This window comes from Microlunatus spumicola (assembly GCF_039536445.1).
Taxonomy (GTDB): domain Bacteria; phylum Actinomycetota; class Actinomycetes; order Propionibacteriales; family Propionibacteriaceae; genus Microlunatus; species Microlunatus spumicola.
The window spans coordinates 610,726-635,469 of sequence record NZ_BAAAYR010000004.1 but is presented as its reverse complement, the minus strand read 5'-3'; the positions used below and the strand labels follow the sequence as shown (position 1 = coordinate 635,469).

Genomic DNA, 24,744 nt, shown 5'->3' with positions numbered 1-24,744 from the left:
GGCGGGTTGCCCGGAGTGGGTGGCACGTACGCGGCGCGGGCTCTCCGCGCGACACAGCATCCATCACGACGCAGCGACAAGTGAGGTTCGCCCGTGCCGACTGGCAAGGTCCGCTTCTACGACGCCGAGAAGGGCTTCGGCTTCCTGACCAAGGACGACGGGGGCGACGTCTACGTGCGCTCCAACGCCCTGCCCGCCGGCGTGACCGCCCTGAAGCCGGGCCAGAAGGTCGAGTTCGGCGTCGTCGAGGGTCGCCGCGGCGAGCAGGCGCTGTCGCTGCACGTGCTCGAGGCGCCGCCGTCGCTGTCCAAGGCGCAGCGCAAGCCGACCGAGCAGATGACCGTGATCATCGAGGACCTCATCAAGACGATGGACAGCGTCGGCAACGGCTACCGCCGCGGGCGCTACCCCGACGCCCGTACGGCGTCCAAGCTCGCGTCGGTCCTGCGGGCCGTCGCCGACGAGCTGGAGCTCTAGTGCCGACCACCCCGACGGCGGACGACACGACGACCACGACGACGACCGCGACGGCGACGGCGACCATGCCGACGATCCGGGCGCCGCGCGCCCCCAAGGCCGACCAGGCCTGCCTGGACGCGGTCGACCTCGCCCGTGCGGCGGCCGTCGAGACCGCCGGCGTCATCGGCGTCGGCGAGCACATCGGCGCCGTGGCCGAGGGCGACCGGGTCCTGACCCACGTCTTCGCCTCGACGCACCCCGGCTACGCGGGCTGGCACTGGTCGGTGACCGTGGCCCGGGCGTCGCGCGCCAAGGTCGTGACGGTCGACGAGGTCGTGCTGCTGCCCGGCGACGGGTCGCTGCTGGCGCCGCGCTGGGTCCCGTGGGCCGAGCGCGTGGGTCCCGGGGACGTGTCCGCGGGGCTGCTGATGGCCTCGCCGGTCGACGACCCGCGCCTCGAGCCCGGCTACACGGGCGGCGAGCACGCCGCGGACACCGACCCCGCCGAGGAGGAGCTCACCCGCGTCGTCGTGGCGGAGCTCGGCCTCGGCCGCGAGCGCGTGCTGTCGCGCACCGGCCGGGACGAGGCGGCGCAGCGCTGGCTGCTCGGTCCGCCCGGACCGGACAACAACCTCACCCGGCAGGCGCCGGGCGTCTGCGAGACCTGCGGCTTCTTCACCCGGCTGACCGGTGGCCTCGGCGTCCTGTTCGGCGCGTGCACCAACGCCTTCTCGGTCTCCGACGGCCAGGTCGTCAGCGTCGACCACGGCTGCGGCGCGCACTCCGGCGTGGTCGAGGAGGAGCACGTGGAGGAGCTGCCCGCCCTGCTGTGGGAGACCATCGACTGGGACCAGAGCGACGCGCTCTTCGACTGACCCCGCGTCAGCCACCCAGCGCATCGGAGAGACTGTCCCCATGACCGACGCCCCGGTTCCCGCGGCCAACCCGGGCGTCCTGTCCCCGGACGACGCCGCCGACCTCCGGCAGGCCGTGGCCACCTTCGTGGAGGCCGGGGCCGACGAGTCGATCCAGCGGGTCATCACGGCGGTCCACCGCCTGTCCCGCCGGCTGAACCAGTGGTACGACCGCCAGCTCGTCGACCTGGACATCTCCACCAACGAGTACCTGGTGATCTCCGAGCTCGCCCGGAGCCCCGGCCACGCGCCGCTCACGCCCTCGCAGCTCGCGGCCGCGACGAACATCGCCCCCTCGTCCATGACGCACCGGCTCGACCGCCTGGTCGAGCGGGGGCTGATCACCCGCGAGCAGGACCCGGACAACCGCACCCGGGTGCTCATCCAGCTGAGCGACGCGGGCTACGCCCTCTTCGTCGAGGTCATCCGGCAGTCCGACATGGTCGAGTCCGACGTGCTCGCCGGGCTGAGCGACCAGGAGATCGAGACGATGGCCGAGCTGCTCGAGAAGGTCATCGCCGGCCTCGACCCGTGACGCCCGGCCCCTGGTCCGCGGCACGAACCCGCTAGAGGACCGCGGCCGCCACGGTCGCGTGCAGCGCACGCATCCGCTCGAGCTGGTCGTCCGCACGGCGGGCCAGCTCGTCCAGGTGGACGGGGACGGCGTCCCCGCGGGCGGCGCGCAGGGCCTGCCACCCGCTCGCCTTCGCGTGGACGGCGTCCAGCCCCGCCTCGACCTCCACCAGGTCCGAGAGCGGCGAGCGCCGGACGACCCGGCCGTTGGGCTTGAGCCGGCCGACGCGCTCCCCGAACCGCAGAGCGACGCCGCTGACGGGGTCCGGGCGTACGCCCCAGGTCCGCATCAGCCCGCGGAGCGTCCGCAGGTCCTCCGCCACGTCGTGGGCGACGCCGACCAGGGCCGGCCCCCAGGGCCGGTCCGCCTGCGAGCGCGACGTCCGCGCGAACAGGTCGGTCCCGGCGCTCGCCGCCGCCTCGTGGTTGCGCAGGTAGATCACGAGCCACCGCGAGGGGCGGCGGGCCGCCCGGTCACCCACGCTCATCTGCTGGTCGTCCCTCGGTCCGTCGCGCTGTCCACGTCCGCCTCCTACCCAGCGCGGGCCGGGCGGACACGTCGGACCGGCGGTTCAGTCGCCGATGCGCAGCCTGGCCTTGGTGTCCGGCAGCTCGACGAACGTCTGCCCGGGAGCCATCAGCAGCGGCTCGCCGTTCGTCAGGGCGAACCGGAACGGCTCCGCGACGCCGGCCTTGCGCCAGGTCCCGGTGACGTAGCGGCCCTCGTGGAAGTAGAGGAACGTGCCCTTGGTGTCGATGATGTCGTGCATCGGCTCGTGGTGCTCGAAGTGCTGGTGCGCCTTGATCACCAGCACGTTGTCGGTGGAGACGCGCTTGCCGTCGGCCAGCACGTGCGGCCCCCACGGCATGCTGCGCAGGTAGCGCTTCGTCTTCTTGTCGTACGTGTAGCCCATGAGGTAGTCGTCGCCCTTGTAGGGGACCTTCAGCGTCCTGCCGTCCTTGCCCTTGTACTTGACGGTGCTCACCTCCTTGTCGCTCGGGGCGATCGGGAAGTAGACGCGCGGGGGACCGTCGCGGAACCGTTTCGTCTGCTTCGCCAGCACCTTCGGGTGGCAGGTGGTGGCGCGGTCGTAGTAGGTCTGGCCCTGGTACTGGTAGACCCGCGACTGGTCGGTCCCGTACGAGCCCGTGCCCCGCGTCGCGAGGTAGGACAGCATCGCCTCGAGGTGCTTGCTGTACTTCTTCACGTACGCGATCGTCCACTTGGCGGCGCCGGTGTTGCCGATGATCGCGTCCATCGGGCTGAGCAGAGGGACGTCGACCGGGCGGATCGACCGGACCGGCTCGACCGTGTCGGGCATCTTCGAGTGGAACACCGGGACCAGGCGGGTCGAGCTGTAGCCGTCCGCGTCGAGGTAGCCCTCCAGCTGCACGAAGACGATGTCGGCGTCGCCGATGCCGCGCTGCGGGTGCTCCTGACGGTTGTCCGGCACCTTGACCGCGACGGCGGCGTGCCGGGCGTCGCCCTTGTCCTTGAGCAGCTCGCCGGTCAGCGGCCAGCGGGGACGGGTGTCCACGGGGGTCGGCTTCGGCGTGGGCGCCACCGGGGTCGCGCTGGGCGTCGTCGCTGCGGGGGCGGCCGGTGCCGGCGCCGGGGTCGGGTCCTTCGAGCAGGCGGCGAGCGCTGCCGTGACCGCGCCCAGCAGTGCCGTGCGGCGGGTGATCCGCGCCATTCCCCGGTGCCTCTCGTCCGTGGCCGACCGGGCCGTCGACCACGGTCATCGTACGGAGCGCCGGGCGCAGGGGGCCGTCCTGACCGCGCGACACCGGGGACGAGCCCGTGAACGCCTCGTGAACGCTCCGGGGTCGGCCGTGGGCCGGGCCGAGATGCTTAGCCGTTGTATTTAACATTGCTAAGGAGTATTCTCGGTTCCGTGAGCACGACGACCCCGCCCCGGAGCACCCGCAGCGACCTGCGCAGCGTGTCCGGGCTGGCCGACGGGCTGCGCCCCGCCGTCATGCGCCTCGCCCGCCGGCTGCGCCAGGTGCGCGCCGACGGGCTCGAGCTGACCGCGAGCCAGCTCTCGGCCATGGGGACCCTCGCCCGTGCGGACGACCAGCCCATCGGGGCGCTCGCCGCCGCCGAGAAGGTCGCAGCGCCGTCCATGACCCGGATCGTGAACGCCCTGCAGGAGCGCGGGCTCGTCGTCCGCACCCCCGACCCCGCCGACCGGCGCCAGGCGCTGGTCTCCCTCACCCCGAGCGGCCGGGACCTCCTGCTGCTGAACCGGCGACGCCGGTCCGAGTGGCTGGCCCAGCGGATCGCCGAGCTCGACCCGGACGACAAGGAGGTGCTCCGCCGCGCGGTGGGCATCCTCGAGAGGATCAACGCCGCGTGAGCGTCGACACCGACCGCACCACACCCCCGACCGACGAGGCCGTCGCGTCGCCCGCCGAGGGCCGGACGAGCATGTTCGCCGCGCTCGGCCAGCCGAACTACCGCATCTACTTCGCCGGCGCCTTCGTCTCCAACATCGGGACGTGGATGCAGCGCGTCGCACAGGACTGGCTCGTCCTCGAGCTGTCCCACGGCTCCGCCCTCGCCGTCGGCGTCACCACCGGGCTGCAGTTCCTGCCGATGCTGCTGCTGTCGCCGTACGGCGGCCTCATCGCCGACCGCTTCGACAAGCGCCGCATCCTCCGGGTCACGCAGGCCTGGCTCGCCGTCTGCGCCGCCGTGCTCGGGGTCCTCGCCGTCACCGGGGTCGCGCAGACCTGGCACGTCTTCGTCGTCGCGCTGGCCTTCGGCCTCGGGACCGCCTTCGACAACCCGGCACGGCAGGCGTTCGTCTCCGAGGTCGCCGGCAAGCAGCACATCGCCAACGCCGTCGGGCTCAACTCGGCGAACTTCAACGCCGGCCGGATCATCGGCCCGGCGCTCGCCGGCCTGGTCATCGCGGCCTTCGGCTCCGGCTGGGCGATCCTGTCGAACTGCGTCACCTACGGCGCGATGATCCTCGCGCTCAGCCTCATGAACCCGGCCCTGCTGAACCGCGCCGACCGCCCGCCGCGGGCGAAGCACCAGATCCGCGAGGGGATGTCGTACGTCCTGCACCGCGGCGACCTGCTGCTCATCCTGTGCGTCGCCTTCTTCGTCGGCACCTTCGGCATGAACTTCCAGATGACCTCGGCGCTGATGGCCCAGCAGCAGTTCCACAAGGGCGCGGAGGCGTACGGGATCCTCGGCACGTTCATGGCCGTCGGCTCGCTGACCGGCGCGCTCGTCGCCGCGCGGCGCCAGGCCCGCCCGCGCGGCCGGTTCGTGGTGCTGATGGCCCTGGCCTTCGCCGTGGTCGAGATCGCCGCCGGGTTGATGCCGACCTACGCCACCTACGCCGCGATCCTCCCGCTGCTCGGCCTCGTCGCCCTCCTGACGCTGACCGCCGCCAACGCCTCCGTCCAGCTCGGTGCCGCCCCGCACCTCCGCGGCCGCGTCATGGCGCTCTACATGATGGTGCTGATGGGCGGCACCCCGATCGGCGCACCGCTGCTCGGCTGGGTCGGCGAGGTCCTCGGCCCGCGCTGGACCCTGATCGGCGGCGGCGGCCTCACCGCCCTCGGCGTCCTCGCCAGCGTCGCCTTCGTCCTCCACCGCGAGCACCTCCGCGTCCGCCCGCACCTGCGCCCCCACCCGAGCCTCGAGGTCCAGCCGGCCTGACGCCCGTACGCCCGAACCCGCCGAAGGGCCTGGGACGGGTTGGCTCCCTGGTCGAGGGGAGCCAACCTCTCCGAGGCCCTTTGACAGGCTCAGGGGGCGTTGGTGAAGCGCCCTTCGACAGGCTCAGGGGGCGTTGGTGAAGCGCCCTCCGACAGGCTCAGGGGGCGTTGCTGCACTGCTCTGGTAGACCGACCCCATGACTGCGACGCCGACCGTGACCGTCCGGGGCGAGGGGGAGGTCGAGGGGCCGCCGGAGCTCGCGACCGTGTCGGCCGTCCTGCACACCTCGGGCCGTACCGCGGCGGAGGTCACGCGCTCGCTCGCCGACCTCGCCCACCAGGTCGAGGAGGCGCTGCCCGACCTGGCCTTCGACAGCGTGCGCACCGACCCCTTCTCGGTCTCGCCCGTCTTCGACCGCCGGTCGGGCGTGAAGGTCACCGGCTACACCGGCCGCTACTCGACCCGCCTGACGCTGGCCGACTTCTTCGGGCTCTCCGACCTCGTCGTCGCCCTGGCCGGCCTGCCCGGCGCCCAGGTCGACGGCCCGTGGTGGTCCCTGCGCCGCACCTCGCCGCTGCACCGCGAGGCCCGCGTCGACGCCGTCCGCGCCGCCGTCGCCCGGGCGCAGGACTACGCGACCGCCCTCGGCGCGACCCTCGGCGACCTCGTCGAGCTCTCCGACACCGACGGCGGCTTCGGCGGCGGGATGCCCCGCGCGTTCGCCATGGCCAAGGGTGGCGGCCCGCCCCCGGAGCTCGACCTGGAACCCCAGCCGCAGACCGTCACCGCGACCGTCACGGCCCGTTTCACGCTCGAAGGCGTGCCTTCCGGGAGCGCGCTCGAGGTCTGAGGGACGGACGCTCCGGACGAGGCCCCGAGCGTGGATGGGTCTGGCGGGAGCCCGAGCTTGCGAGGGCGGATGGTTGTGAGGGGCCTCGTCCGGAGCGTCCGTCCCGGCCCGGCACCCGGGTCGCGTACGGGAGGCGCCCCGCGAGATTGGCAGATGGAACGTGTAGCGGACCGGTAACACGACTCCGGATAGGTTGCGGGGCATGTTCACGAAGGTGCTGGTCGCCAACCGGGGTGAGATCGCCGTGCGGGCGTTTCGGGCCGCCTACGAGCTCGGGGCCCAGACCGTGGCGGTCTACCCGTACGAGGACCGCAACGCGGTGCACCGCATCAAGGCGGACGAGGCGTACCTGATCGGGGAGCGCGGGCACCCCGTCCGGGCGTACCTCGACATCGACGAGATCATCCGCGCGGCGCTCGAGTCGGGCGCCGACGCGATCTACCCCGGCTACGGCTTCCTGTCGGAGAACCCCGACCTGGCCCGGGCCTGCGACGCGAACGGCATCGCGTTCATCGGCCCGCCGGCGGACGTGCTCGAGCTGGCCGGCAACAAGGTGCGCGCGCTCGGTGCGGCCCGTCGGGCCGGCGTGCCGACGCTGCGCTCGACGCCGCCGTCGGCCGACGTCGACGAGCTGGTGGCGGGGGCCGCCGAGATCGGCTTCCCCGTGTTCGTCAAGGCCGTCGCCGGTGGTGGCGGCCGCGGCATGCGCCGGGTGGACGACCCGGCGAAGATCCGCGAGTCCGTCGAGGCCGCGATGCGCGAGGCCGAGGGTGCCTTCGGCGACCCGACCGCGTTCATCGAGCAGGCCGTGGGCCGCCCGCGCCACATCGAGGTCCAGATCCTCGCCGACGGCTCCGGGCACGTCATGCACCTCTTCGAGCGCGACTGCTCGATCCAGCGGCGCCACCAGAAGGTCATCGAGATCGCGCCCGCGCCGAACATCAGCGCCGAGCTGCGCGAGGCCCTGTGCGCCGACGCGGTGAAGTTCGCGACGTCGATCGGCTACTCCGTCGCCGGGACGGTCGAGTTCCTCGTCGAGACCGAGGGGCCGCGGGCCGGCGAGCACGTGTTCATCGAGATGAACCCGCGCATCCAGGTCGAGCACACGGTCACCGAGGAGATCACCGACGTCGACCTGGTCCAGTCGCAGATGCGGATCGCCAGCGGCGAGTCGCTGGCCGACCTCGGGCTGTCGCAGGAGACCGTCCGGATCAACGGCGCCGCGCTGCAGTGCCGCATCACGACCGAGGACCCGGCGAACGGCTTCCGCCCCGACACCGGCACCATCACCGCCTACCGCAGCGCCGGTGGGGCGGGCGTCCGCCTCGACGGCGGCACGGTCGACACGGGCGTCGAGATCAGCGCCCACTTCGACTCCATGCTGGTCAAGCTGACCTGCCGCGCCCGCACCTTCGACGCGGCCGTCGCGCGCGCCCGACGGGCGCTCGCCGAGTTCCGCATCCGCGGCGTCAGCACGAACATCCCGTTCCTGCAGGCCGTCCTCGAGGACGCCGACTTCATCGCCGGCGACGTCTCCACCGCGTTCATCGAGGAGCGGCCCGGCCTCCTCACCACCCACGCGCCCGCCGACCGCGGCACCAAGCTGCTGCGCTGGCTGGCCGAGGTCACGGTGAACAAGCCCTGGGGCCCTGCGCCGACGCACCTCGACCCCGGGGTCAAGCGGCCCGTGGGCGTCGACCTCACCCAGCCGTCGCCGCAGGGGTCGCGCCAGCGGCTGCTGGAGCTCGGCCCGGAGGGGTTCGCGGCCGACCTGCGCGCGCGGGTCCGCACGGAGGTCACGGACACGACGTTCCGCGACGCGCACCAGTCGCTGCTCGCCACCCGCGTGCGGACCAAGGACCTGCTGCGCATCGCCCCGTACGTCGGGCGGATGACGCCGGAGCTCTTGAGCGTCGAGTGCTGGGGCGGGGCGACGTACGACGTGGCCCTGCGCTTCCTCGCCGAGGACCCGTGGGAGCGGCTCGCCGCGCTGCGCTACAACATGCCCGGCGTCGCGCTGCAGATGCTGCTGCGGGGGCGCAACACGGTCGGCTACACGCCCTACCCGACCAAGGTCACGACGGCCTTCGTCGCCGAGGCGGCCGCGGTCGGGATCGACATCTTCCGCATCTTCGACGCGCTGAACGACATCGACCAGATGCGTCCGGCGATCGAGGCCGTGCGCGAGACCGGGACGACGGTCGCCGAGGTCGCGCTCTGCTACACCGCAGACCTGACCAACCCGGGCGAGACGCTCTACACGCTCGACTACTACCTGCGTCTGGCCGAGCAGATCGTCGACGCCGGCGCGCACGTGCTGGCGATCAAGGACATGGCGGGCCTGCTCCGGCCGCCGGCCGCGAAGACGCTGGTGACGGCGCTGCGCGAGCGGTTCAACCTGCCGGTGCACCTGCACACGCACGACACCGCCGGTGGCCAGCTCGCCACCCTGATGGCCGCCGTGGACGCCGGGGTCGACGCCGTCGACGTGGCCAGCGCCCCGATGGCGGGCACGACGTCGCAGGTGCCGGCGTCCGCGCTGGTCGCGGCGCTCGAGCACACCGAGCGCGCGACGAACCTCGACCTGCGGGCCGTGATGGACCTCGAGCCGTACTGGGAGGCGGTTCGCCGCGTCTACGCGCCCTTCGAGTCGGGGCTGGACAGCCCGACCGGGCGCGTCTACGACCACGAGATCCCGGGCGGCCAGCTGTCGAACCTGCGCCAGCAGGCCGTCGCGCTCGGGCTGGGGGAGAAGTTCGAGCAGATCGAGGCGATGTACGCCGCCGCGAACCGGATCCTCGGCCGTCCGACCAAGGTCACGCCGAGCTCCAAGGTCGTCGGCGACCTCGCGCTGCAGCTCGTGGCGAAGGGGGCGGACCCGCTCGAGTTCGAGCAGAACCCGCAGGACTTCGACATCCCCGACTCCGTCATCGGCTTCCTCGGCGGCGAGCTGGGCGACCCGCCCGGCGGCTGGCCGGAGCCCTTCCGGACGCGCGCGCTCGCCGGCCGGACCGTGCCGCTGCGCGAGACCGAGCTGGCGCCCGAGGACTCGGCCGAGCTCGACCAGGCCGGCCCGGTCCGGCAGGCCGCGCTGAACCGGCTGCTCTTCCCCGGCCCGACGAAGGAGTTCCTGCACAACCGCGAGACGTACGGCAACGTCAGCCGGCTGGACACGCTCGACTACCTCTACGGCCTGCAGCCGGGCGAGGAGCACATCGCGCGCATCGGTCGGGGCGTCAGCCTCATCCTCGGGCTGTCGGCGATCGGCGACCCGGACGAGCGCGGCATGCGCACGGTCATGTCCACGATCAACGGCCAGCTGCGCCCGATCCGCGTCCGGGACACGTCGATCAAGGTCGACGTCAAGGCCGCCGAGAAGGCCGACCCCAGCCGGCCGGGCCACGTCGCCGCGCCGTTCGCCGGCGTCGTCACGGTCACCGTCGCCGAGGGCGACGAGGTCGAGGCGGGTGCGACGGTGGCGACCATCGAGGCGATGAAGATGGAGGCGGCCATCACGGCCTCCGTCGGCGGCCGCGTCGAGCGTCTCGCCCTGAGCGCCATCCAGCAGGTCGAGGGCGGGGACCTGGTGCTGGTGGTCGTCCCGGCCTGAGGCGCGGGAGGCATCACCGGCGTCGACCACCGGGTCGCCTTCGGTCTGCTGCTCATCGGGCTGAAGATGATCTGGGAGGCGGTCCGCGGCGGCGAGGACACCGACGAGGACAGCGACCCGCTCGGGGTCCGTGAGCTGGTCGTGCTGGCCGTCGCGACGAGCATCGACGCGCTCGCGGTCGGCATCTCGGTCGCCTTCCTCGACGTGGCCGTCGGGTGGGCGGTGCTGCTGATCGGCGTCTGCACCGCCGTGCTGAGCTTCGTCGGCGTGCTGCTCGGTCGGCGCGTTGGGCGACGGTTCGGCGGGCCGGCCGAGATCGCCGGCGGCGTCATCCTGATCCTGATCGGCACGCGGGTGGTCCTGGACCACACCGGCCTGCTGTGAAGGTGCGCCCGTTGGCCCGCCAGCCAGCGTGGCTGGAAAGGACGCCGACCTCTGCGAGGCCCTTCGACAGGCTCAGGGAGCGTCAACCCCCGGCCGCTTCGAGGCCCTTCGACAGGCTCAGGGGGCGTCAACCGCCGACCTCTGCGAGGCCCTTCGACAGGCTCAGGGAGCGTCAGGCGGTCTAGGTCGTACGGGTGGCGGGCTTGGTGTCCCGCTCCTGCTCCATCTCGCGCCGGACCTTGGCCTCGGCGCGGCGTCGGGCGCGCTCGAAGTAGCCCTTCGGGTCGGTCAGGATCGCGTCGATCCGCCGGTCGTGGTGGTCACCGTCGATCGTCATCGCCACGTGCCTCACCTCCTCGGTCTCCTGCTCCAGTCTCGCACCCGTGTCCAACGCGCACCAGCGTCCGCGTCGAGGCGCGGGCGCTGGTCACCGGATGCTCATCGCGGCCCCGAGGAGGCCGGCCATGAGGCGGACGAGGGCGACGTCGTCGTCGTCGAAGCCGTCCGCCTCGAGGGCGTCGAGGGTGACCATCCCGTGGGCGACGTTCCCGACGGCCACGGCGACGACGACGAGGCTGCGCGAGACCTCCCGGTCGTCGAGCCGCCAGAGGTCGGAGGCGTCGGCCGTCAGGTCCTCGACCACGAGCTGGCCGTTGGTGGTGACGAGGTCGAGCGCGGCGTCGCCGGAGGGGGTGCCCCGGCTGAAGACCGTCGTCACCGGTCCCGCCCGGCCCAGCGACTCCTGCGGCTGCAGGCGCTCCGGCGGACCGGGGTCGAGCGCGAACCAGCACGCCCGTACGCGGTCCTGCCCCGTCAGCTGCGCCGTCGTGGTCAGCACGAGCGGCACCATCTGCGCCCGTCGGCGCTCCCGCTGCACGTGGTCGGTCTCCTGCGCCAGCTCGCCGAGCAGGCGGACGACGGGCTCGAGGGCGTCGTTGAACGCCAGCTCGACCTCGACGCGCGTGTCGAACTCCCGCTCCTCGGCCTTGGCCTGGCGCTGCTCCGACCGGATCTGCCGCACCTGCGGGATGAGGAAGGCGGCGGCCGTCGCGAGCGCCTGGACCGCGACCCAGGCCAGGGACGTGCGGCCCGTGGAGTCGCGGGTGAGCATCGACGCCACCGGGGAGAGCACGACGAAGACCAGCGCCACGGCCACCCAGGGCCAGGCCCGCGGTTCCCTCGTCCTCTCCACCCGCCAGACGATAGGGGCCCGCTCCGACAGAATCCCGGCCAGGCGGCAGCCGGGTCAGCCGGGCGGGCCGCCGAGGACGACGAGGTCCGGCGCCGGGCGACCGGCCTGCGCGGCGGCCGTCTCCCAGCCGGCGCGACCCTGCAGCCACCCCGCCAGCGCGGGCGCCGTCACGGCCCGGTCGAGCGGGCACCAGCCGGCGTCCAGCCGGGGAGCCGGAGGGAGGGCGAGCCCGGCGGGGGCGAGGAGCCCCGGCGGCAGGTCGGCGTCGGCGAGGGCGGTGGAGGACCAGGCCAGCCCGGCGACCGCGGTCTCGACGAGCCGCCAGGTCGCGGCCGCCCGGTCCGGCGGGACGGGACCGCCCGCGAGCAGCAGCTCGAGGTCGGCCGCGTCCGGGTCGTCGGGGCGGACGACGGGTGTCCCCGGAACCCGTCGGTGGATCGGACCGAGCCGGTCGCGCACCTGCGGGGCCGGGGGCGCGTACGCCCGCTCGGCCAGCGCGCGGACCCGCGCGGCGAGGGTCCCGGTGGCCCCGACCAGGCCGCGCAGCTCGGGGACCGCGAGGGCGTACGCGCGGGGTCCGGACACGGCGCCACGCTAGGCCGTGGTCGCCGGGGTCCCGCCGCCGAGCCCGCTCCTATCCTCGAGAGGTGAACCCCCGGACCCGTCGCGCCATCGTCTCCGGCGTGCTCGTGGCCCTGGTGCTGCTCGTCGTCGTCGCCGCCCTCCTGCGCTGACGGACGGCGGCCCGGGTCCCGCTGCCGCGTGGCGCACCCGTCTCACAGGTCGCGGGCCGAGACTGTTCGGACGTACGCTGCCGCCTGACCTGACGGCACGACCCCCCGAGCGAGAGCGAGATCCCATGCCCAGGCGCGCGACCCTGCGAGCCGCAGCGGCCTCGGTGCTGGCGCTCGGGCTGGCGACGTCCTTCCCGGTGACCGCCGGCGCGGCGGGCAAGGTCGCCTTCACGATCAAGGACAGCCGCATCGCCGAGAACTCGGGCATGGCCCGGGACACGACGAACAAGGTCTACTGGACGGTCAACGACTCCGGTGCGCTCGGGGTCGTCTACGGCGTCGACAAGTCCGGCAAGGTCAAGGGCACGCTGAAGTACAACGCGTTCCCGGTCGACGCCGAGGCCGTGGCCTGGAACAAAGACCGCCTCTACGTCGGCGACATCGGCGACAACGACGAGAAGCGCAGGTCGGTCCGGGTCTACTACTTCGACGACCCGAAGCCCGACGGCGAGACCCGGACCTACAAGGCCTGGGACTTCTCCTACCCCGACGGCGCGCACGACGCCGAGACGCTGCTGATCACCCCGGGCGGACGGCTCTACATCGCGACGAAGGAGCTCAAGGGCGGGCTCTACCAGGCGCCCGAGAAGCCCAGCCGCGACGGCGTGAACAAGCTCAAGCGCGTCCACGACGTCCCCTCGACGCTCACCGACGGCGTGATGCTGCCGGGCGGCAAGCAGGTCGCGTTCCTCACGTACGCCAAGGTCGTCGTCGTCGACACGAAGTCGTACACCGAGCAGGCCTCGGCCGACGTCACCGGCGTCGCGCAGGCCGAGGCCCTGACCCTGGGCCTCGACGGCAGGTCGCTGATCGTGGGCGGCGAGGGCAAGAACGCGAAGGTCTACTCGATGGGGATCCCGGGCGCCGCCGCGGCGAGCCCGTCCGCGTCCGCGTCGTCGTCCGACCCGGGCTCGGAGGACGACCCGGAGGACACGGCCTCCGTGCCGGTCGCCCGGCAGCGCGGCACCTACCTCGCGGTGGGGCTGGCCGCCGTCGTGGCGGTCGTCGCCGGCGTCGTCGTCGGCCTGGTCCGCCGACCGGGCTAGGCGGCCGGGTCGGGCCCACGTCCCCGGCCCGCCCGACCACCCGCCCGCCTCAGGCGGCCATCGCCCCGTAGCGCTTGTGGCCCTTGACGTCGAAGCGGTCCAGCATCATCACCTTGTCCCAGGCGCGGACGAAGTCGGCGACGAAGCGGGTCTGGCCGTCACGCGCGGCGTAGACGTCCGCGATCGAGCGCAGCTGCGGGTTCGAGCCGAAGACGAGGTCGTTCCGCGTCCCCGTGAACCGCTCCTCCCCGGTCTCCCGCACCCGTCCGACGAAGGTCGTCCCCGACGCGTCGGTCGCCGACCACTCGAGGTCGGTGTCGGTGAGGCCGACGAAGAAGTCGGTGGTCAGGACCCCGACGCGGTCGGTCCACACCCCGTGCACGGAGGAGTCGTGGTTGGCGCCCAGGACCCGCAGGCCTCCGGTGAGCGCCGTCCACTCCGGCGCGGTCAGCGTCAGGAGGTTGGCCTTGTCGAGGAACATCGCCTCCGGCGACACGGCGGCCGCGACCGCGGGGAGCGCCCCGTCGGCGAAGTTCCGGAAGCCGTCGGCGAGCGGGCGCAGCCACTCGAACATCTCGAGGTCCGTGAGCTCCTGCGTCGTGTCGACCCGGCCCGGCGTGAAGGGCACGGTCGTCTCCACGCCCGCGGCCCGCGCGGCCTGCTCGACGGCCACGCAGCCGGCGAGCACGACGAGGTCGGCCAGGGAGACCCGCTTGCCGCCGGCGGCCGCCGCGTCGAACGCCGCCTTGACCCCGCGCAACGCCTCGATAACCGGCACCGTACGCCGGTTCACCGCCCAGTCCTTCTGCGGTGCGAGGGCCAGGCGTCCGCCGTTCGCCCCGCCGCGCTTGTCGCTGTCCCGGTACGGCACGGCCGCGGAGAAGGCCGTGAACACCAGGTCCGTGACCGGCACGCCCGTGGCCAGGACCGCCCGCTTCAGCTCCTCGACGTCGGCCGCGTCGATCGGTGCGTGGTCGGCCTCGGGCAGCGGGTCCTGCCACAGCAGACCGTCCTCGATCGTCACCTCCGGGCCGAGGTAGCGGTGCTTCGGGCCCATGTCGCGGTGCGTGAGCTTGTACCAGGCCTTCGAGAACGCGAGCGTGAACGTGTCGAAGTCGGCGAGGAACTTCTCGCAGACCGCCCGGTAGGCCGGGTCGACCTTGAGCGCGATGTCGGAGGTCATCATCATCAGCGCGTGCGTCCTGCCCGGGACGTGCGCGTCCGGCGTGCGCGGCCCCGCCGGGTCGGTCGGCGTCCACTGCAGCGCGCCGGCCGGGCTCTTCGTCTGCTGGTAGTCGTAGGCGAAGAGGTTCTCCAGGTAGCTGTTGTCCCACCGGGTCGGGTCCGGGGTCCAGCTGCCCTCGATGCCGTTGGTCATGGTGTTCTCGGCGTTGCCCGCGCCCCGCGGGTTGTGCCAGCCCAGGCCCATGGCCTCCATCGGCGCGATCTCCGGCGGCGGGCCGATCTCGTCGGCCGGCACCGCTCCGTGGCTCTTCCCGAAGGCGTGGCCACCGGCGATCAGCGCGACGGTCTCCTCGTCGTTCATCGCCATCCGGCTGAAGGTGATGCGGATGTCGCGCGCCGAGCCGAGCGGGTCGCCGTTGGCGTACGGGCCCTCGGGGTTGACGTAGATCAGCGCCTGGTGCGAGGCCGCGAGCGGGTCCTGCAGGTCGTAGTCGGCGTCGCCGTTCTGGCCCCGCCAGCGCTCGTCGCGGGTGACCATCGAGTCGAAGCTGGTCACGTTCGCGGCGTCCCAGACCTCGGGGCCCCAGTAGCTGGCGTCGTCGGCCTCCCAGGCGTCGAGCCGGCCGCCGCCGAAGCCGTACGTCGGGAAGCCCATCAGCTCGAGCGCGCAGTTGCCGGTGAGGACCATGAGGTCGGCCCAGGAGAGCGCCGAGCCGTACTTGTGCTTGATCGGCTGCAGGAGCCGGCGGGACTTGTCGGTGTTGCCGTTGTCCCACCAGCTGCTGACCGGGGCGAAGCGCTGCATCCCGGTGCCCGCCCCGCCGCGGCCGTCGGCGATCCGGTAGGTGCCGGCCGAGTGCCAGGCCATCCGGATCATCTGCGGGCCGTAGTTGCCGTAGTCCGCGGGCCACCAGGGCACCGAGGTCGTGAGCAGGGTCGTGATGTCGGCCTTGAGCTCGGCCAGGTCGATGGTCGCGAAGGCCGCCGCGTAGTCGAAGTCCGGGCCCAGCGGGTCCGCCGCGAGACCGTTGGCGTGCAGCAGCTCGACCCGGAGCCGCTGGGGGTACCAGCTCGCGAGGGTGGGGGTGCTGCCGAACGTCCCGCCGACGCTGTCCCCGCCGAACGGGCACGCCCCCTCCATCTCGAAGGTGGTGGTGTCCGTCCTGTCGGTCCGAGCCTCGTCGTGGATGTCGACCATGTGTTCCTGCCTCTCGCCGATGACACGCGTCGCGTGCCGTGCGTCAGAGGTTCTCCGCCGACGTGCTCCACAGTTTCCGGGCCGGCCGGCGGCCCGGGCGCCCGGGGCGAATCCGTGGTCAGCCGTCGAGTCGCGGCACCAGCCAGTCGATGCACGCGGTGAGGCGGCTGACGTCGTCGGGCTCCACGTTGGGGAACATGCCGACGCGCAGCTGGTTGCGGCCCAGCTTGCGGTAGGGCTCGGTGTCGACGACGCCGTTCTCGCGCAGCGTCGCGGCGAGCCGGGCCGCGTCCACGCCCTCGAAGTCGATCGTCGCGACGACGGGGGAGCGGTGGGCCGGGTCGGCGACGAACGGGGTCGCGTACGGCGAGGCCTCCGCCCAGGCGTAGATCCGGGCGGCGGAGTCGGCGGTGCGCGCCGCGGCCCCGGCGAGCCCACCGAGCCCGGCCAGCCAGCGCAGCTGGTCGCGCATCAGGAACAGCGTCGCGACGGCCGGGGTGTTCAGGGTCTGGTCGAGGCGCGAGTTCGCGAGGGCCGTGGCGAGACTCAGGCTCTCGGGGATCCAGCGTCCGCTCGCCGCCACGCGCCCCACGCGCTCGACGGCGGCGGGGGAGAGCAGCGCGAACCACAGCCCGCCCTCGGAACCGAAGCTCTTCTGCGGGGCGAAGTAGTAGACGTCGGTCTGGCTCGCGTCGAGGTCGACGCCGCCGGCGGCGGACGTGCCGTCGACGACCATCAGCGCGCCCTCGTCGACGCCCTCGACCCGCTCGACCGGCGCGATGGCGCCGGTGGAGGTCTCGTTGTGGGCCCAGGCGTACACGTCGGCGCCGGGCACGGCCACGGGGACGGCGACCGAGCCCACCGGCGCGGTGACGACGCTGGGCTCCTCGAGGAAGGGGGCGGCGGCGGCCGCGGCGGCGAACTTGGCGCTGAACTCGCCGAAGCTCGCGTGCGCGCTGCGCCGCTCGACGAGCGAGCCGACGGCGACGTCCCAGAAGGTCGTCGAACCGCCGTTGCCGAGCACGACCTCGTAGCCGTCGGGCAGCGCGAAGAGCTCCGTGAGGCCGGCCCGCACGTCACCGACGAGGTCCTTCACGGGGCGCTGACGGTGCGAGGTGCCGAGCAGCGCGGCGCCCTCGGTGGCGAGGGCGGCCAGGGACGCGGGGCGGACCTTGGACGGGCCGCAGCCGAAGCGGCCGTCCGCCGGCAGCAGGTCCGCGGGGATCGAGAGCGCCGTCACGGTCACCGATCCTCCCACCGGTGCGGTGGACCGGACCGGTTGTCCGCCGGTCGTGCTGGGAGGATGGCGCCGTGCCCGACCTCGCTGCGGAACGCATGGACTACCGCGCGGCCACGCTGCGCGAGCAGGACGCGCCCGCCGACCCGTACCCGCTGTTCGACACCTGGCTGGCCGATGCGTTCGCGGCCAAGGAGCGCGGCGAGCTGCCCGAGCCGACGGCGATGGTGCTGTCCACCAGCCTCGGCGACCGGCCCAGCTCGCGCACCGTGCTGCTCAAGGGCGTCGAGGACGGCACGTTCGTCTTCTTCAGCAACTACGGCTCCGCCAAGGGCCACCAGCTGCTCGTCAACCCGTACGCCGCCCTGCACCTCGGCTGGTACCCGCTGCAGCGCCAGGTGCGCGTCGAGGGGCTCGTCACGCGCGTCCCGCGGGAGGAGTCGGAGGCCTACTTCGCCACCCGGCCGCGCGGCTCGCAGCTGGGTGCCTGGGCCTCGACGCAGTCGAGCGAGGTCGTCGGCGTCGAGGAGCTCGAGGCGTCGTACGCCCGGGTCGAGCGCCGCTTCGCCGGCGAGACCGTGCCGTGCCCGCCGCACTGGGGCGGGTTCCGGGTGGCGCCCGCGATGATCGAGTTCTGGCAGGGCCAGCCCAGCCGCATGCACGACCGGCTGCGCTACGACCGGACCGACACCGGCTGGACCCGCAGGCGCCTCGCGCCGTAGCGGTCCCCTGAACCCGCGCCACGCGGGTTCAGCGGACCGCGACCGCGTCCCGCTCGAGGACCTCGGCGTAGGCGTCCACCGACCGGTCGACGAGAGTGGTGGGCAGCTCGAGGTGCCACGCGCCGGAGGGGAGCAGCCCGGCGCCGCCGTCCTGCTCCATGACCAGGAGCTGCGCGACGACGTCCTCGCCGCGCAGGTTCGGCGGCAGGTCGCGCCAGAAGCCGTAGCCGCCGACCGCCCGCAGGGCCGCCGTGCGGTAGAGGACGCAGCCCCCGACCCAGGCGACCTTGTACGCGACCCAGCCGCGCGCCGGCAGCACCCCGTCCGGCAGCCGGGCGGTGAGGTGCTGGACGTTGGCGGCGTTGTGCAGCCGCCAGCGCTCCCACGCGCGCGTGCCCTTGCGCACCCTCTCGGGCCGCACCTCGCCGTCCCACAGGTCGAGGGCCACGTGCTCGTGGGGACGGACGTCGGCGAGGTGGGACGGCGCGGCGAGACCCATGCCGACGAACCCGCACCCGAGGACCTCGGCGGCCTCCAGCAGCCGCGCGAGGGCCCACGGCTCCAGCAGCACGTCGTCGTCGAGGAACAGGGCGTGCTCGGCCGTCGCCCGGTCGAGCAGGAACTGCCGCTGCTCGGCGACGCCGAGCAGCGGTCCGCGGCGGTGGTGGACCTCGACCCGCCAACCGCGCCACCGCAGCAGGCGCAGGACGGCGGCCACGGCCGGGTCGTCGGCGACGGACGCCCCGAAGGTCTGGTCGGCCACCACCAGCCGCGCGCGGACGTCCTGGGCCAGGAGCCCGCCCAGGGTCACCGCGAGCGCGTCCGGACGGTCGACCGTCGGGACCAGGACGTCCAGCGTCCCGTCCGCGCACCGCGCTCCCTCGACACCCGCGAGCTGCACGACCTGCCTACCCCGAACGAGCTCCGTGCGACCTCTACCCCGGGAGGGGAGGCCTGCAACGGGCCGGCGAGGCCTGTCCGGGCGGGCTCGTGGAGGGCGAGGAGGGGCAGCAGAACGGGGACGGTCCGGCACCTCGCGGTGCCGGGCCGTCCCCGTCCTTCAGCCTGAGGTCAGATCAGACCGGGCGTCTGCGCCTTCGCCTTGGCGAAGCGCTCCTGGGCGTCGGCCCAGTTGACGACGTTCCACCAGGCCTTGGCGTAGTCGGCCTTGACGTTCTTGTACTGCAGGTAGAACGCGTGCTCCCACATGTCGAGGAGCACGACCGGGATCTGCCCGAGCGGCAGGTTGGCCTGCTGGTCGTAGAGCTGGTTGATGTTCAGCCGCTGGCCCAGCGAGTCCCAGACGAGCATCGACCAGCCGGAGCCCTGGATCGCGTTCGCGTTGGCCTCGAACTGCGCCCGGAAGCCGTCGAAGCTGCCGAAGAACTCGTCGATCGCCGCAGCGAGCTCGCCGGTCGGCTTGTCGCCGCCGTCCGGGGACATGTTCGGCCAGAAGACGGAGTGGTTGATGTGCCCGCCGAGGTGGAACGCGAGGGTCTTCTCGAGCCCGTTGATCGGGCCGAACGCGTTCTTGTCGCGGGCCTCCGCGAGCTGGTCGAGGACCGTGTTGACGCCGGCCACGTAGGTGGCGTGGTGCTTGTCGTGGTGCAGCTGCATGATCTCGCCGGAGATGTGCGGCTCGAGCGCGCTGTAGTCGTACGGAAGGTCAGGAAGTGTGTACGCCATGGGTCCCACCTTAGGAGGGTCCGTCGCGCCCGCGCGGTGGGGGTCAGCCCGCCCGCGGCGTCACCAGCAGGACGCGGAACCCCTTGCTGCTCGCGGCCCGCTCGCACCCGAAGCCCTGCTCGACCAGCCAGCGCTGCAGGGTGTCCGCGCCGAGGTTCTTGCTGACCACCAGCCGGGCCGAACCGGTCGGCCGCAGGCGCGGCAGCCAGGTCAGCAGCAGGGCGTGCAGCGCCTCCTTGCCGATACGGATCGGCGGGTTGGACCAGATCTCGTCGTACGTGCGGTCCGGCTCGACCTGCTCGGGCAGCAGGCTCCGGACGCGGTCGGCGACGCCGAGCTCGGCCGCGTTGTCGCGGCACAGCGCCAGGGCCCGCTCGTTGACGTCGACCGCGTCGACGCGGGCGCCCGGGCAGGCCAGCGCGACGGCCAGCGCGACCGGGCCGTAGCCGCAGCCGAGGTCCAGCACGTCCGGGCTGCCGGTGGGCGGCACCGACTCCCGCAGTAGCGCGTCCGTGCCGCGGTCGAGGTGCTCGGCGGCGAAGACGCCGTTCGCGCTCTGCAGCCCGATCGTGCGACCCCACACCTCGAACTCGAGGCGACGGCGGTGCTCCGGCCCGGTCGGCGTGGCGGAGAAGTAGTGGTCGGTCACACCAGCTCCCGGACCGCGCGGGCCTCGTCGACCCGGCTCGCGAGGGCGTCGTCGGCCGGGTAGCCGACCTCCTCCAGCGTCAGCCCGCGGGCGGGCAGCACCGGCACGGAGGAGTCGCGGGCGGTGGCGTCGAGCAGGCCCGTGAGCCAGGCGCCGTCGCGGCGACCGTCGGCCACGGCCACGAGGGCGCCGACCAGCGAGCGCACCATCGAGTGGCAGAACGCGTCCGCCCGCACCGTCACCTCCACCACGCCCGCCAGGGGTCCGTCCGCGACCCGCACGGCCTCCAGGTCCAGCAGCGTACGGATCGTCGTCGCGCCCTCGCGCCGGCGGCAGAACGCGGCGAACTCGTGCAGCCCGAGCAGCGCGGGCGCGACCGCGGCCAGCCGGTCGAGGTCGAGGGTCGCGGGGACGTCCTGGACGAAGCCGCGCAGCAGCGGGTCGTGCGGGCTCGCCGCGTCCGCGAGCCGGTAGACGTAGCGGCGCCACACCGCGGCGAAGCGGGCGTCGAAGCCGGGCGGGGCCGTCCGGACGGCGGAGACGACGAGGTCCGGCGGCAGCACCCGCGCGAGGCGGCGGTGGAGCTCCTCCGGCGCGGTGCCGAGGTCGTCCGGGACGTCGAGGTGCGCGACCTGCCCGCGAGCGTGGACGCCCGCGTCGGTGCGGCCGGCGCAGACCAGCGTCGCGGGGACCTCCAGGCGCAGGACCGTCGTGACCCAGCGCTCGAGCTCGCCCGCGACGGTGCGCAGGTCGGGCTGGGTCGCCCAGCCGGCGAACCCGGCCCCGTCGTACGCGACGTCGAGCCGCCAGCGCGGCACGTCAGCCGACCCGGCGGTAGACGAGGTCGGCGATCGGGCGGTCCTCGGCGAGGCCGCGTCGCTCGAAGCGGGTGACCGGCCGGTCGCCGCGGTCCTCGGGCTCGGCGGCGAAGGCCGGGTGCCCGCCGACGACGTCCCGCATCCGGTCCGCGTACTCGGCCCAGTCCGTGGCGAGCCGCCACCGTCCGCCGGGCCGCAGCCGCGAGGCCACGAGATCGGCGAAGGCGGGGTCGACCAGGCGGCGCTTGTGGTGCTTGAGCTTGGGCCAGGGGTCGGGAAAGAAGGTCCAGACCTCGGTCAGCGACCCGGGCGCCACCAGCCGCTCCAGCCCGGCGACGGCGTCGACCGGGGCCACGCGGACGTTCGTCACGTCCTCGCGGACGGCCCGCGCGACGAGGGCGGCGGCGGCCGGCTCGAAGACCTCGAAGGCCAGCAGATCCAGGTCGGGACGGGCCCGGGCCATCGGGACGAGCGAGTCGCCGGGCCCGCAGCCGATCTCGACCACGACCGGGGCCGTCCGGCCGAAGATCATCGGCAGGTCCAGGGGGGCGGCGTCGTCGGCGACCGACGTCCGCAGGGCGCCCTGCGGCACGTCGACGACGAGCCCGCCGACCTGCGCGTCGTACCGGTTCCGCAGCGAGTCGCTCATCCGGGCGCTCCGCCGCACGAACGAGGTGACCTCGCGGTTCAGGCGGGGTCGGACATCGGTGGGCACGGTCGCCGAGCGTAGTCGCACCGTCGACCTACGAGGTGATGTCCTTCGACCCGAACCGGGCCCACGCGGCGGCCAGGAAGACGACCGCGTAGGCGAGCGAGACGAGTAGCCCCTGGCCGATCAGGTCGGTGCTGACGGGGTCGCGCAGCAGGTCGCCGAAGGCGGTCCAGCGGTCGACGAGCAGCCACGGGTGCAGCCAGGACAGCTGCGAGATCGAGTCGAGGATGAACATCAGGACGTCGACGCCGATCGTGGCGACGATGGCCGCGATGGGCTGCTCGGTCAGGGTCGAGACGAACATCCCGATCGCGCCCAGGGCGGCGAGGCACGCGCTCAGGTAGAGCACGCTCAGCGCCAGCCGGCCGACCCCGTCGAGGAAGCTCGTCGTCGTCCCCGACAGCAGGATCACGTCGCCGCCGCCGAAGAGCGCGAGCCCGGAGACCACGCCGGCGAGCGCGACGAGCGCGGTCGCGGCGAGGCCGAAGATCACGACGGCCGCGTACTTGGTCAGCAGCAGCCGCGTACGCCCGGCCGGGATGGTCAGCAGGTAGCGCAGCGTGCCCTGGTTGGCCTCGCCGGCGATCGCGTCGCCCGAGGCGGCGGCCACGGCGAGCGGCAGGAACAGCGGCAGCGTGGCGGCCAGCGCGGCGAAGGCTACGAACAGCCCGTTGCTGGTGATCGCCTCGAAGAAGCCCGGGCCACCCCCGCCACCCCCGTCGTCCCCGCCGGACGACACCTTGATCGCGATGGCGAGCAGGACCGGGATGGCGGCGAGCACGCCGAGCAGCGCCAGGTTGCGCCGGCGGCCGAAGACGATCTGCAGCTCCGAGCGCAGGAAGCGCAGCGGCAGCGCCCGGCCGGTCCGCGGCAGCCGGTCCGTCGGTGCGGCAGGACCGCCCACGACCACGTCGGCCTCAGCCGCTGACATCGAAGCCCTCCCCGGTCAACGACACGAACACGTCCTCCAGCGACGGGCGCAGGACGGCGAAGCCCAGGACCGGGACGCCGTCGTTCACGAGCTCGGGCACGACCTTCTCGATCGCGACCTCGCCGAGCAGCCCGGTCACGTGGCCGACGCCCGGGCGGACGTCGGTCAGCCCGACGGTCCGCAGCACGGCGGCGGCGTCCTCGACGCGGTCGGTGTCGACCCGGACGGTCTGGGCGGTCCGGTTGGCCTCTGTGTGGAGGTCCGACAGCAGGCCCTGCATCAGCAACCTGCCCTCGAACATCACGCCGACGTGGCTGCACATCTGGTCGACCTCGCTGAGCAGGTGGCTCGAGACGAGGACGGTGGTGCCCTCGGTCGCGAGCTCGCCGACGAGGTGACGCACCTCGCGGGTGCCCTGCGGGTCGAGGCCGTTCGTCGGCTCGTCGAGCACCAGCAGGTCGCGCGGGACGAGCAGCGCGTTGGCGATCGCGAGCCGCTGGCGCATGCCGAGGGAGTAGGCGCGGTAGCGCTTGGTGGCCGCTGGCAGCAGCCCGACGCGGTCGAGCGCGGCGTCGATGCGGGCGGGCGCCGTACGGCTGTCGCTGTGCGGGTCGGCGGCGTCGAGGCGGGCGAGGTTCGCGCGGCCGGACAGGTAGGGGTGGAAGGCCGGCCCCTCGACCAGCGCACCCACGCGGCGCAGCGCGCGGGCGGAGCCGGCGGGCATGGGCTCCCCGAGCAGCTCGATCGTCCCCGAGGTCGGGGCGATGAGGCTCAGCAGCATGCGGATGGTGGTGGTCTTGCCGGAACCGTTCGGGCCGAGGAACCCGTAGACCGCGCCGGTCGGCACCTCGAGGTCGATCCCGCCGACCGCGGTCTGGTTCCGGAAGCGCTTGGTCAGACCGGCGGTCCGGACGGCGGCGGTGGTGGCGCCGTCCGTCCGGACCGTCTGCGTGCTCATGCTGCTGCTCTGCTCTCTGCCGGTGCTCTGCGTCGCGGGGAGCGGGTCAGCGGGCGAGGGCTTCGGCGAGGACGTCGCCGCTGACCGCCCCCACGGCCAGCCGGCCGTCGTCGGTGAGGATCGCGGTCACGATCGTCCCGTCGAGCTCGCGCCCGGTGCCCCACGAGCCGGAGACCGGCTTGAGCTGGTTCAGGAAGCCCTTGACCGTCTCGTTGCCCGTGGCCGCGTCGCTCGGCAGCTTCGTCACGACGACCGTGCTCCAGCCGGTGCCGACCGTGGTGGTGTCCTTCTCGGCCTGCGCCTTGCGGGCCTCGAGCTCCTTCTTCTGCGTCGCGGTGGGCTCCTGGCGCTCCGGCACGGCCTTCTCGGTCACCTTGGTGCCCTCGGGCGGGTTGAAGGCGAACATCCGGGCGTCGGGCTGGCCGAAGGCGATGTCGGTGTAGGCGACGTCGAGCGCCGGCTTGTCGGCGGAGCCGAACACCTGCACGCGCAGCGGGACGAAGTTCGCGCCATCCACCGCGACCCGGACCTGCTTGACCAGCGAGCCGGCGTCCTTCGGCGTGAGCACGAGGTCGTACGCGGCCTGCCCGGCGACGGTGACGTCGGGGTCGACCCGGACGTCGGTGGTCGGGGTGAGCTTGGCGAGCACCTCCGACGCGGCCTGCTGCGGCGTCTGCGGCGCACCGGCGGGCGCCTGGCGGTCGGCCGTGCGGTCACCGTCGGGCAGCGCGGTGTGCGTCGCGGTCTTGGCGCGGCTGTCGTACGTCCACACGTCGCTGCCGTTGGTGACGACGTCGGTCTCGGCGTACTCGTCGTTGACCGCGAGGCGGGCCTTCTCGGCGCCGTCGGTCCACACCCGCATGGTGTGGCTGCCCGAGAGCAGGGAGGTCAGCTGGCCGGCGGCGCTGCCGCTGCCGCCGGGGATCGCGGGGATGCCGAGGTCGGCGTTCTGGACGACGGTGCCCGAGAGCCCATCGACCTTCGCGTCGGCGACCTTGACGAGCAGGTCCTGCGCCGAGATCGCCGGCAGCGGCGACTTGGCGTTGGCGCTCGTCACGACCAGGAACGAGGCCAGGACGGCGAGCAGGACGACGAGGGGGACGAGCCACCGCAGAGCGGGCCGAGCAGCAGTGTGCGAACGCATGCC

25 protein-coding genes are annotated in these 24,744 nt (G+C 73.5%); 10 read left to right on the top strand and 15 right to left on the bottom strand.

All coding sequences use genetic code 11. The annotated features are described in order from the left end of the window. Positions 1-93 precede the first annotated feature (93 nt). The 3 genes from ABD665_RS15860 (at position 94) to ABD665_RS15850 (ending at position 1,908) form a co-directional block, all read left to right on the top strand. Positions 94-477, top strand: a complete 384-nt coding sequence (locus ABD665_RS15860) for a cold shock domain-containing protein (protein WP_204913577.1) — start codon at positions 94-96, stop codon at positions 475-477. A gap of 65 nt (positions 478-542) precedes the next feature. Next, positions 543-1,334, top strand: a complete 792-nt coding sequence (locus ABD665_RS15855) for a DUF3027 domain-containing protein (protein WP_204915009.1) — start codon at positions 543-545, stop codon at positions 1,332-1,334. A gap of 40 nt (positions 1,335-1,374) precedes the next feature. Continuing rightward, a complete protein-coding gene (locus tag ABD665_RS15850) occupies positions 1,375-1,908 on the top strand; it encodes a MarR family transcriptional regulator (protein WP_204913576.1) in 534 nt (177 codons plus the stop codon). 31 nt (positions 1,909-1,939) lie between these two features. Here the strand turns inward: ABD665_RS15850 and ABD665_RS15845 are convergent, their stop codons facing one another. Both ABD665_RS15845 and ABD665_RS15840 read right to left on the bottom strand, forming a co-directional pair. Continuing rightward, on the bottom strand, positions 1,940-2,434 hold the full coding sequence (locus ABD665_RS15845; protein WP_204913575.1) for a hypothetical protein: 495 nt from the start codon (positions 2,432-2,434) through the stop codon (positions 1,940-1,942). 84 nt (positions 2,435-2,518) lie between these two features. Beyond that, a complete protein-coding gene (locus ABD665_RS15840) occupies positions 2,519-3,640 on the bottom strand; it encodes a DUF3048 domain-containing protein (protein WP_204913574.1) in 1,122 nt (373 codons plus the stop codon). A gap of 201 nt (positions 3,641-3,841) precedes the next feature. Here ABD665_RS15840 and ABD665_RS15835 point away from each other — a divergent pair, with 201 nt between their 5' ends. The 5 genes from ABD665_RS15835 (at position 3,842) to ABD665_RS15815 (ending at position 10,469) form a co-directional block, all read left to right on the top strand. After that, positions 3,842-4,306, top strand: a complete 465-nt coding sequence (locus tag ABD665_RS15835; protein WP_344742513.1) for a MarR family winged helix-turn-helix transcriptional regulator — start codon at positions 3,842-3,844, stop codon at positions 4,304-4,306. Continuing rightward, the gene (locus ABD665_RS15830) at positions 4,303-5,625 is read left to right on the top strand and encodes an MFS transporter (RefSeq protein WP_344742512.1); all 1,323 of its coding nucleotides are present in this window, start codon (positions 4,303-4,305) and stop codon (positions 5,623-5,625) included. Before ABD665_RS15835 ends, ABD665_RS15830 begins: the two co-directional genes overlap by 4 nt. A gap of 196 nt (positions 5,626-5,821) precedes the next feature. Beyond that, positions 5,822-6,475 (top strand): SIMPL domain-containing protein, encoded by a 654-nt coding sequence (locus tag ABD665_RS15825; protein WP_204913573.1) that lies wholly within the window; start codon positions 5,822-5,824, stop codon positions 6,473-6,475. Between the two features lie 202 nt (positions 6,476-6,677). Then, entirely contained in the window at positions 6,678-10,085 is a 3,408-nt protein-coding gene (locus tag ABD665_RS15820; RefSeq protein WP_204913572.1) for a pyruvate carboxylase, read from the top strand. Positions 10,086-10,097: 12 nt separating this feature from the next. Then, on the top strand, positions 10,098-10,469 hold the full coding sequence (locus tag ABD665_RS15815) for a manganese efflux pump (protein ID WP_204915004.1): 372 nt from the start codon (positions 10,098-10,100) through the stop codon (positions 10,467-10,469). A 181-nt stretch (positions 10,470-10,650) separates the two neighbouring features. Here ABD665_RS15815 and ABD665_RS15810 read toward each other — a convergent pair whose 3' ends face one another. The 3 genes from ABD665_RS15810 to ABD665_RS15800 all read right to left on the bottom strand — a co-directional run bounded on the left by ABD665_RS15810 (position 10,651) and on the right by ABD665_RS15800 (position 12,246). Then, positions 10,651-10,812: a hypothetical protein gene (locus ABD665_RS15810; RefSeq protein WP_344742511.1), complete on the bottom strand. Its 162-nt coding sequence runs from the start codon at positions 10,810-10,812 to the stop codon at positions 10,651-10,653. 84 nt (positions 10,813-10,896) lie between these two features. Further along, the gene (locus ABD665_RS15805; protein WP_204913570.1) at positions 10,897-11,661 is read right to left on the bottom strand and encodes a GAF domain-containing protein; all 765 of its coding nucleotides are present in this window, start codon (positions 11,659-11,661) and stop codon (positions 10,897-10,899) included. 54 nt (positions 11,662-11,715) lie between these two features. Beyond that, on the bottom strand, positions 11,716-12,246 hold the full coding sequence (locus ABD665_RS15800) for a hypothetical protein (protein WP_204913569.1): 531 nt from the start codon (positions 12,244-12,246) through the stop codon (positions 11,716-11,718). A 274-nt stretch (positions 12,247-12,520) separates the two neighbouring features. On the opposite strand from ABD665_RS15800, the gene ABD665_RS15795 reads away from it, so the two are divergent. Continuing rightward, the gene (locus ABD665_RS15795; protein WP_204913568.1) at positions 12,521-13,501 is read left to right on the top strand and encodes a hypothetical protein; all 981 of its coding nucleotides are present in this window, start codon (positions 12,521-12,523) and stop codon (positions 13,499-13,501) included. Between the two features lie 49 nt (positions 13,502-13,550). On the opposite strand, the gene katG is transcribed toward ABD665_RS15795, so the two are convergent. Both katG and serC read right to left on the bottom strand, forming a co-directional pair. Further along, a complete protein-coding gene (gene katG, locus ABD665_RS15790; RefSeq protein ID WP_204913567.1) occupies positions 13,551-15,884 on the bottom strand; it encodes a catalase/peroxidase HPI in 2,334 nt (777 codons plus the stop codon). A 118-nt stretch (positions 15,885-16,002) separates the two neighbouring features. Then, the gene (serC, locus tag ABD665_RS15785) at positions 16,003-17,124 is read right to left on the bottom strand and encodes a phosphoserine transaminase (protein ID WP_204913566.1); all 1,122 of its coding nucleotides are present in this window, start codon (positions 17,122-17,124) and stop codon (positions 16,003-16,005) included. 71 nt (positions 17,125-17,195) lie between these two features. Between serC and pdxH the strand changes: the two genes are divergently transcribed. Continuing rightward, entirely contained in the window at positions 17,196-17,843 is a 648-nt protein-coding gene (gene pdxH / locus ABD665_RS15780) for a pyridoxamine 5'-phosphate oxidase (RefSeq protein WP_344742509.1), read from the top strand. A 28-nt stretch (positions 17,844-17,871) separates the two neighbouring features. On the opposite strand, the gene ABD665_RS15775 is transcribed toward pdxH, so the two are convergent. From ABD665_RS15775 to ABD665_RS15740, 8 genes are all read right to left on the bottom strand, one after another. Next, positions 17,872-18,744: a glycosyltransferase gene (locus ABD665_RS15775; protein WP_204913565.1), complete on the bottom strand. Its 873-nt coding sequence runs from the start codon at positions 18,742-18,744 to the stop codon at positions 17,872-17,874. 170 nt (positions 18,745-18,914) lie between these two features. Then, positions 18,915-19,529, bottom strand: coding sequence for a Fe-Mn family superoxide dismutase (locus tag ABD665_RS15770; protein WP_204913564.1), 615 nt, complete (start codon positions 19,527-19,529; stop codon positions 18,915-18,917). A 43-nt stretch (positions 19,530-19,572) separates the two neighbouring features. Beyond that, positions 19,573-20,178, bottom strand: coding sequence for a methyltransferase (locus ABD665_RS15765; RefSeq protein ID WP_204913563.1), 606 nt, complete (start codon positions 20,176-20,178; stop codon positions 19,573-19,575). After that, positions 20,175-20,996, bottom strand: a complete 822-nt coding sequence (truA, locus tag ABD665_RS15760; protein WP_204913562.1) for a tRNA pseudouridine(38-40) synthase TruA — start codon at positions 20,994-20,996, stop codon at positions 20,175-20,177. The genes ABD665_RS15765 and truA overlap by 4 nt, the downstream gene beginning before the upstream one ends. Position 20,997: 1 nt before the next feature. Continuing rightward, positions 20,998-21,711, bottom strand: coding sequence for a tRNA (guanosine(46)-N7)-methyltransferase TrmB (trmB, locus tag ABD665_RS15755; RefSeq protein ID WP_344742508.1), 714 nt, complete (start codon positions 21,709-21,711; stop codon positions 20,998-21,000). A gap of 28 nt (positions 21,712-21,739) precedes the next feature. After that, positions 21,740-22,639 carry an ABC transporter permease subunit gene (locus ABD665_RS15750; RefSeq protein WP_204913561.1) on the bottom strand — a complete coding sequence of 300 codons (900 nt, stop codon included), beginning with the start codon at positions 22,637-22,639 and terminating at the stop codon, positions 21,740-21,742. Continuing rightward, positions 22,626-23,597 (bottom strand): ATP-binding cassette domain-containing protein, encoded by a 972-nt coding sequence (locus tag ABD665_RS15745; protein ID WP_204913560.1) that lies wholly within the window; start codon positions 23,595-23,597, stop codon positions 22,626-22,628. The genes ABD665_RS15750 and ABD665_RS15745 overlap by 14 nt, the downstream gene beginning before the upstream one ends. A gap of 46 nt (positions 23,598-23,643) precedes the next feature. Beyond that, entirely contained in the window at positions 23,644-24,741 is a 1,098-nt protein-coding gene (locus ABD665_RS15740) for a hypothetical protein (protein WP_204913559.1), read from the bottom strand. Positions 24,742-24,744 lie beyond the last annotated feature (3 nt).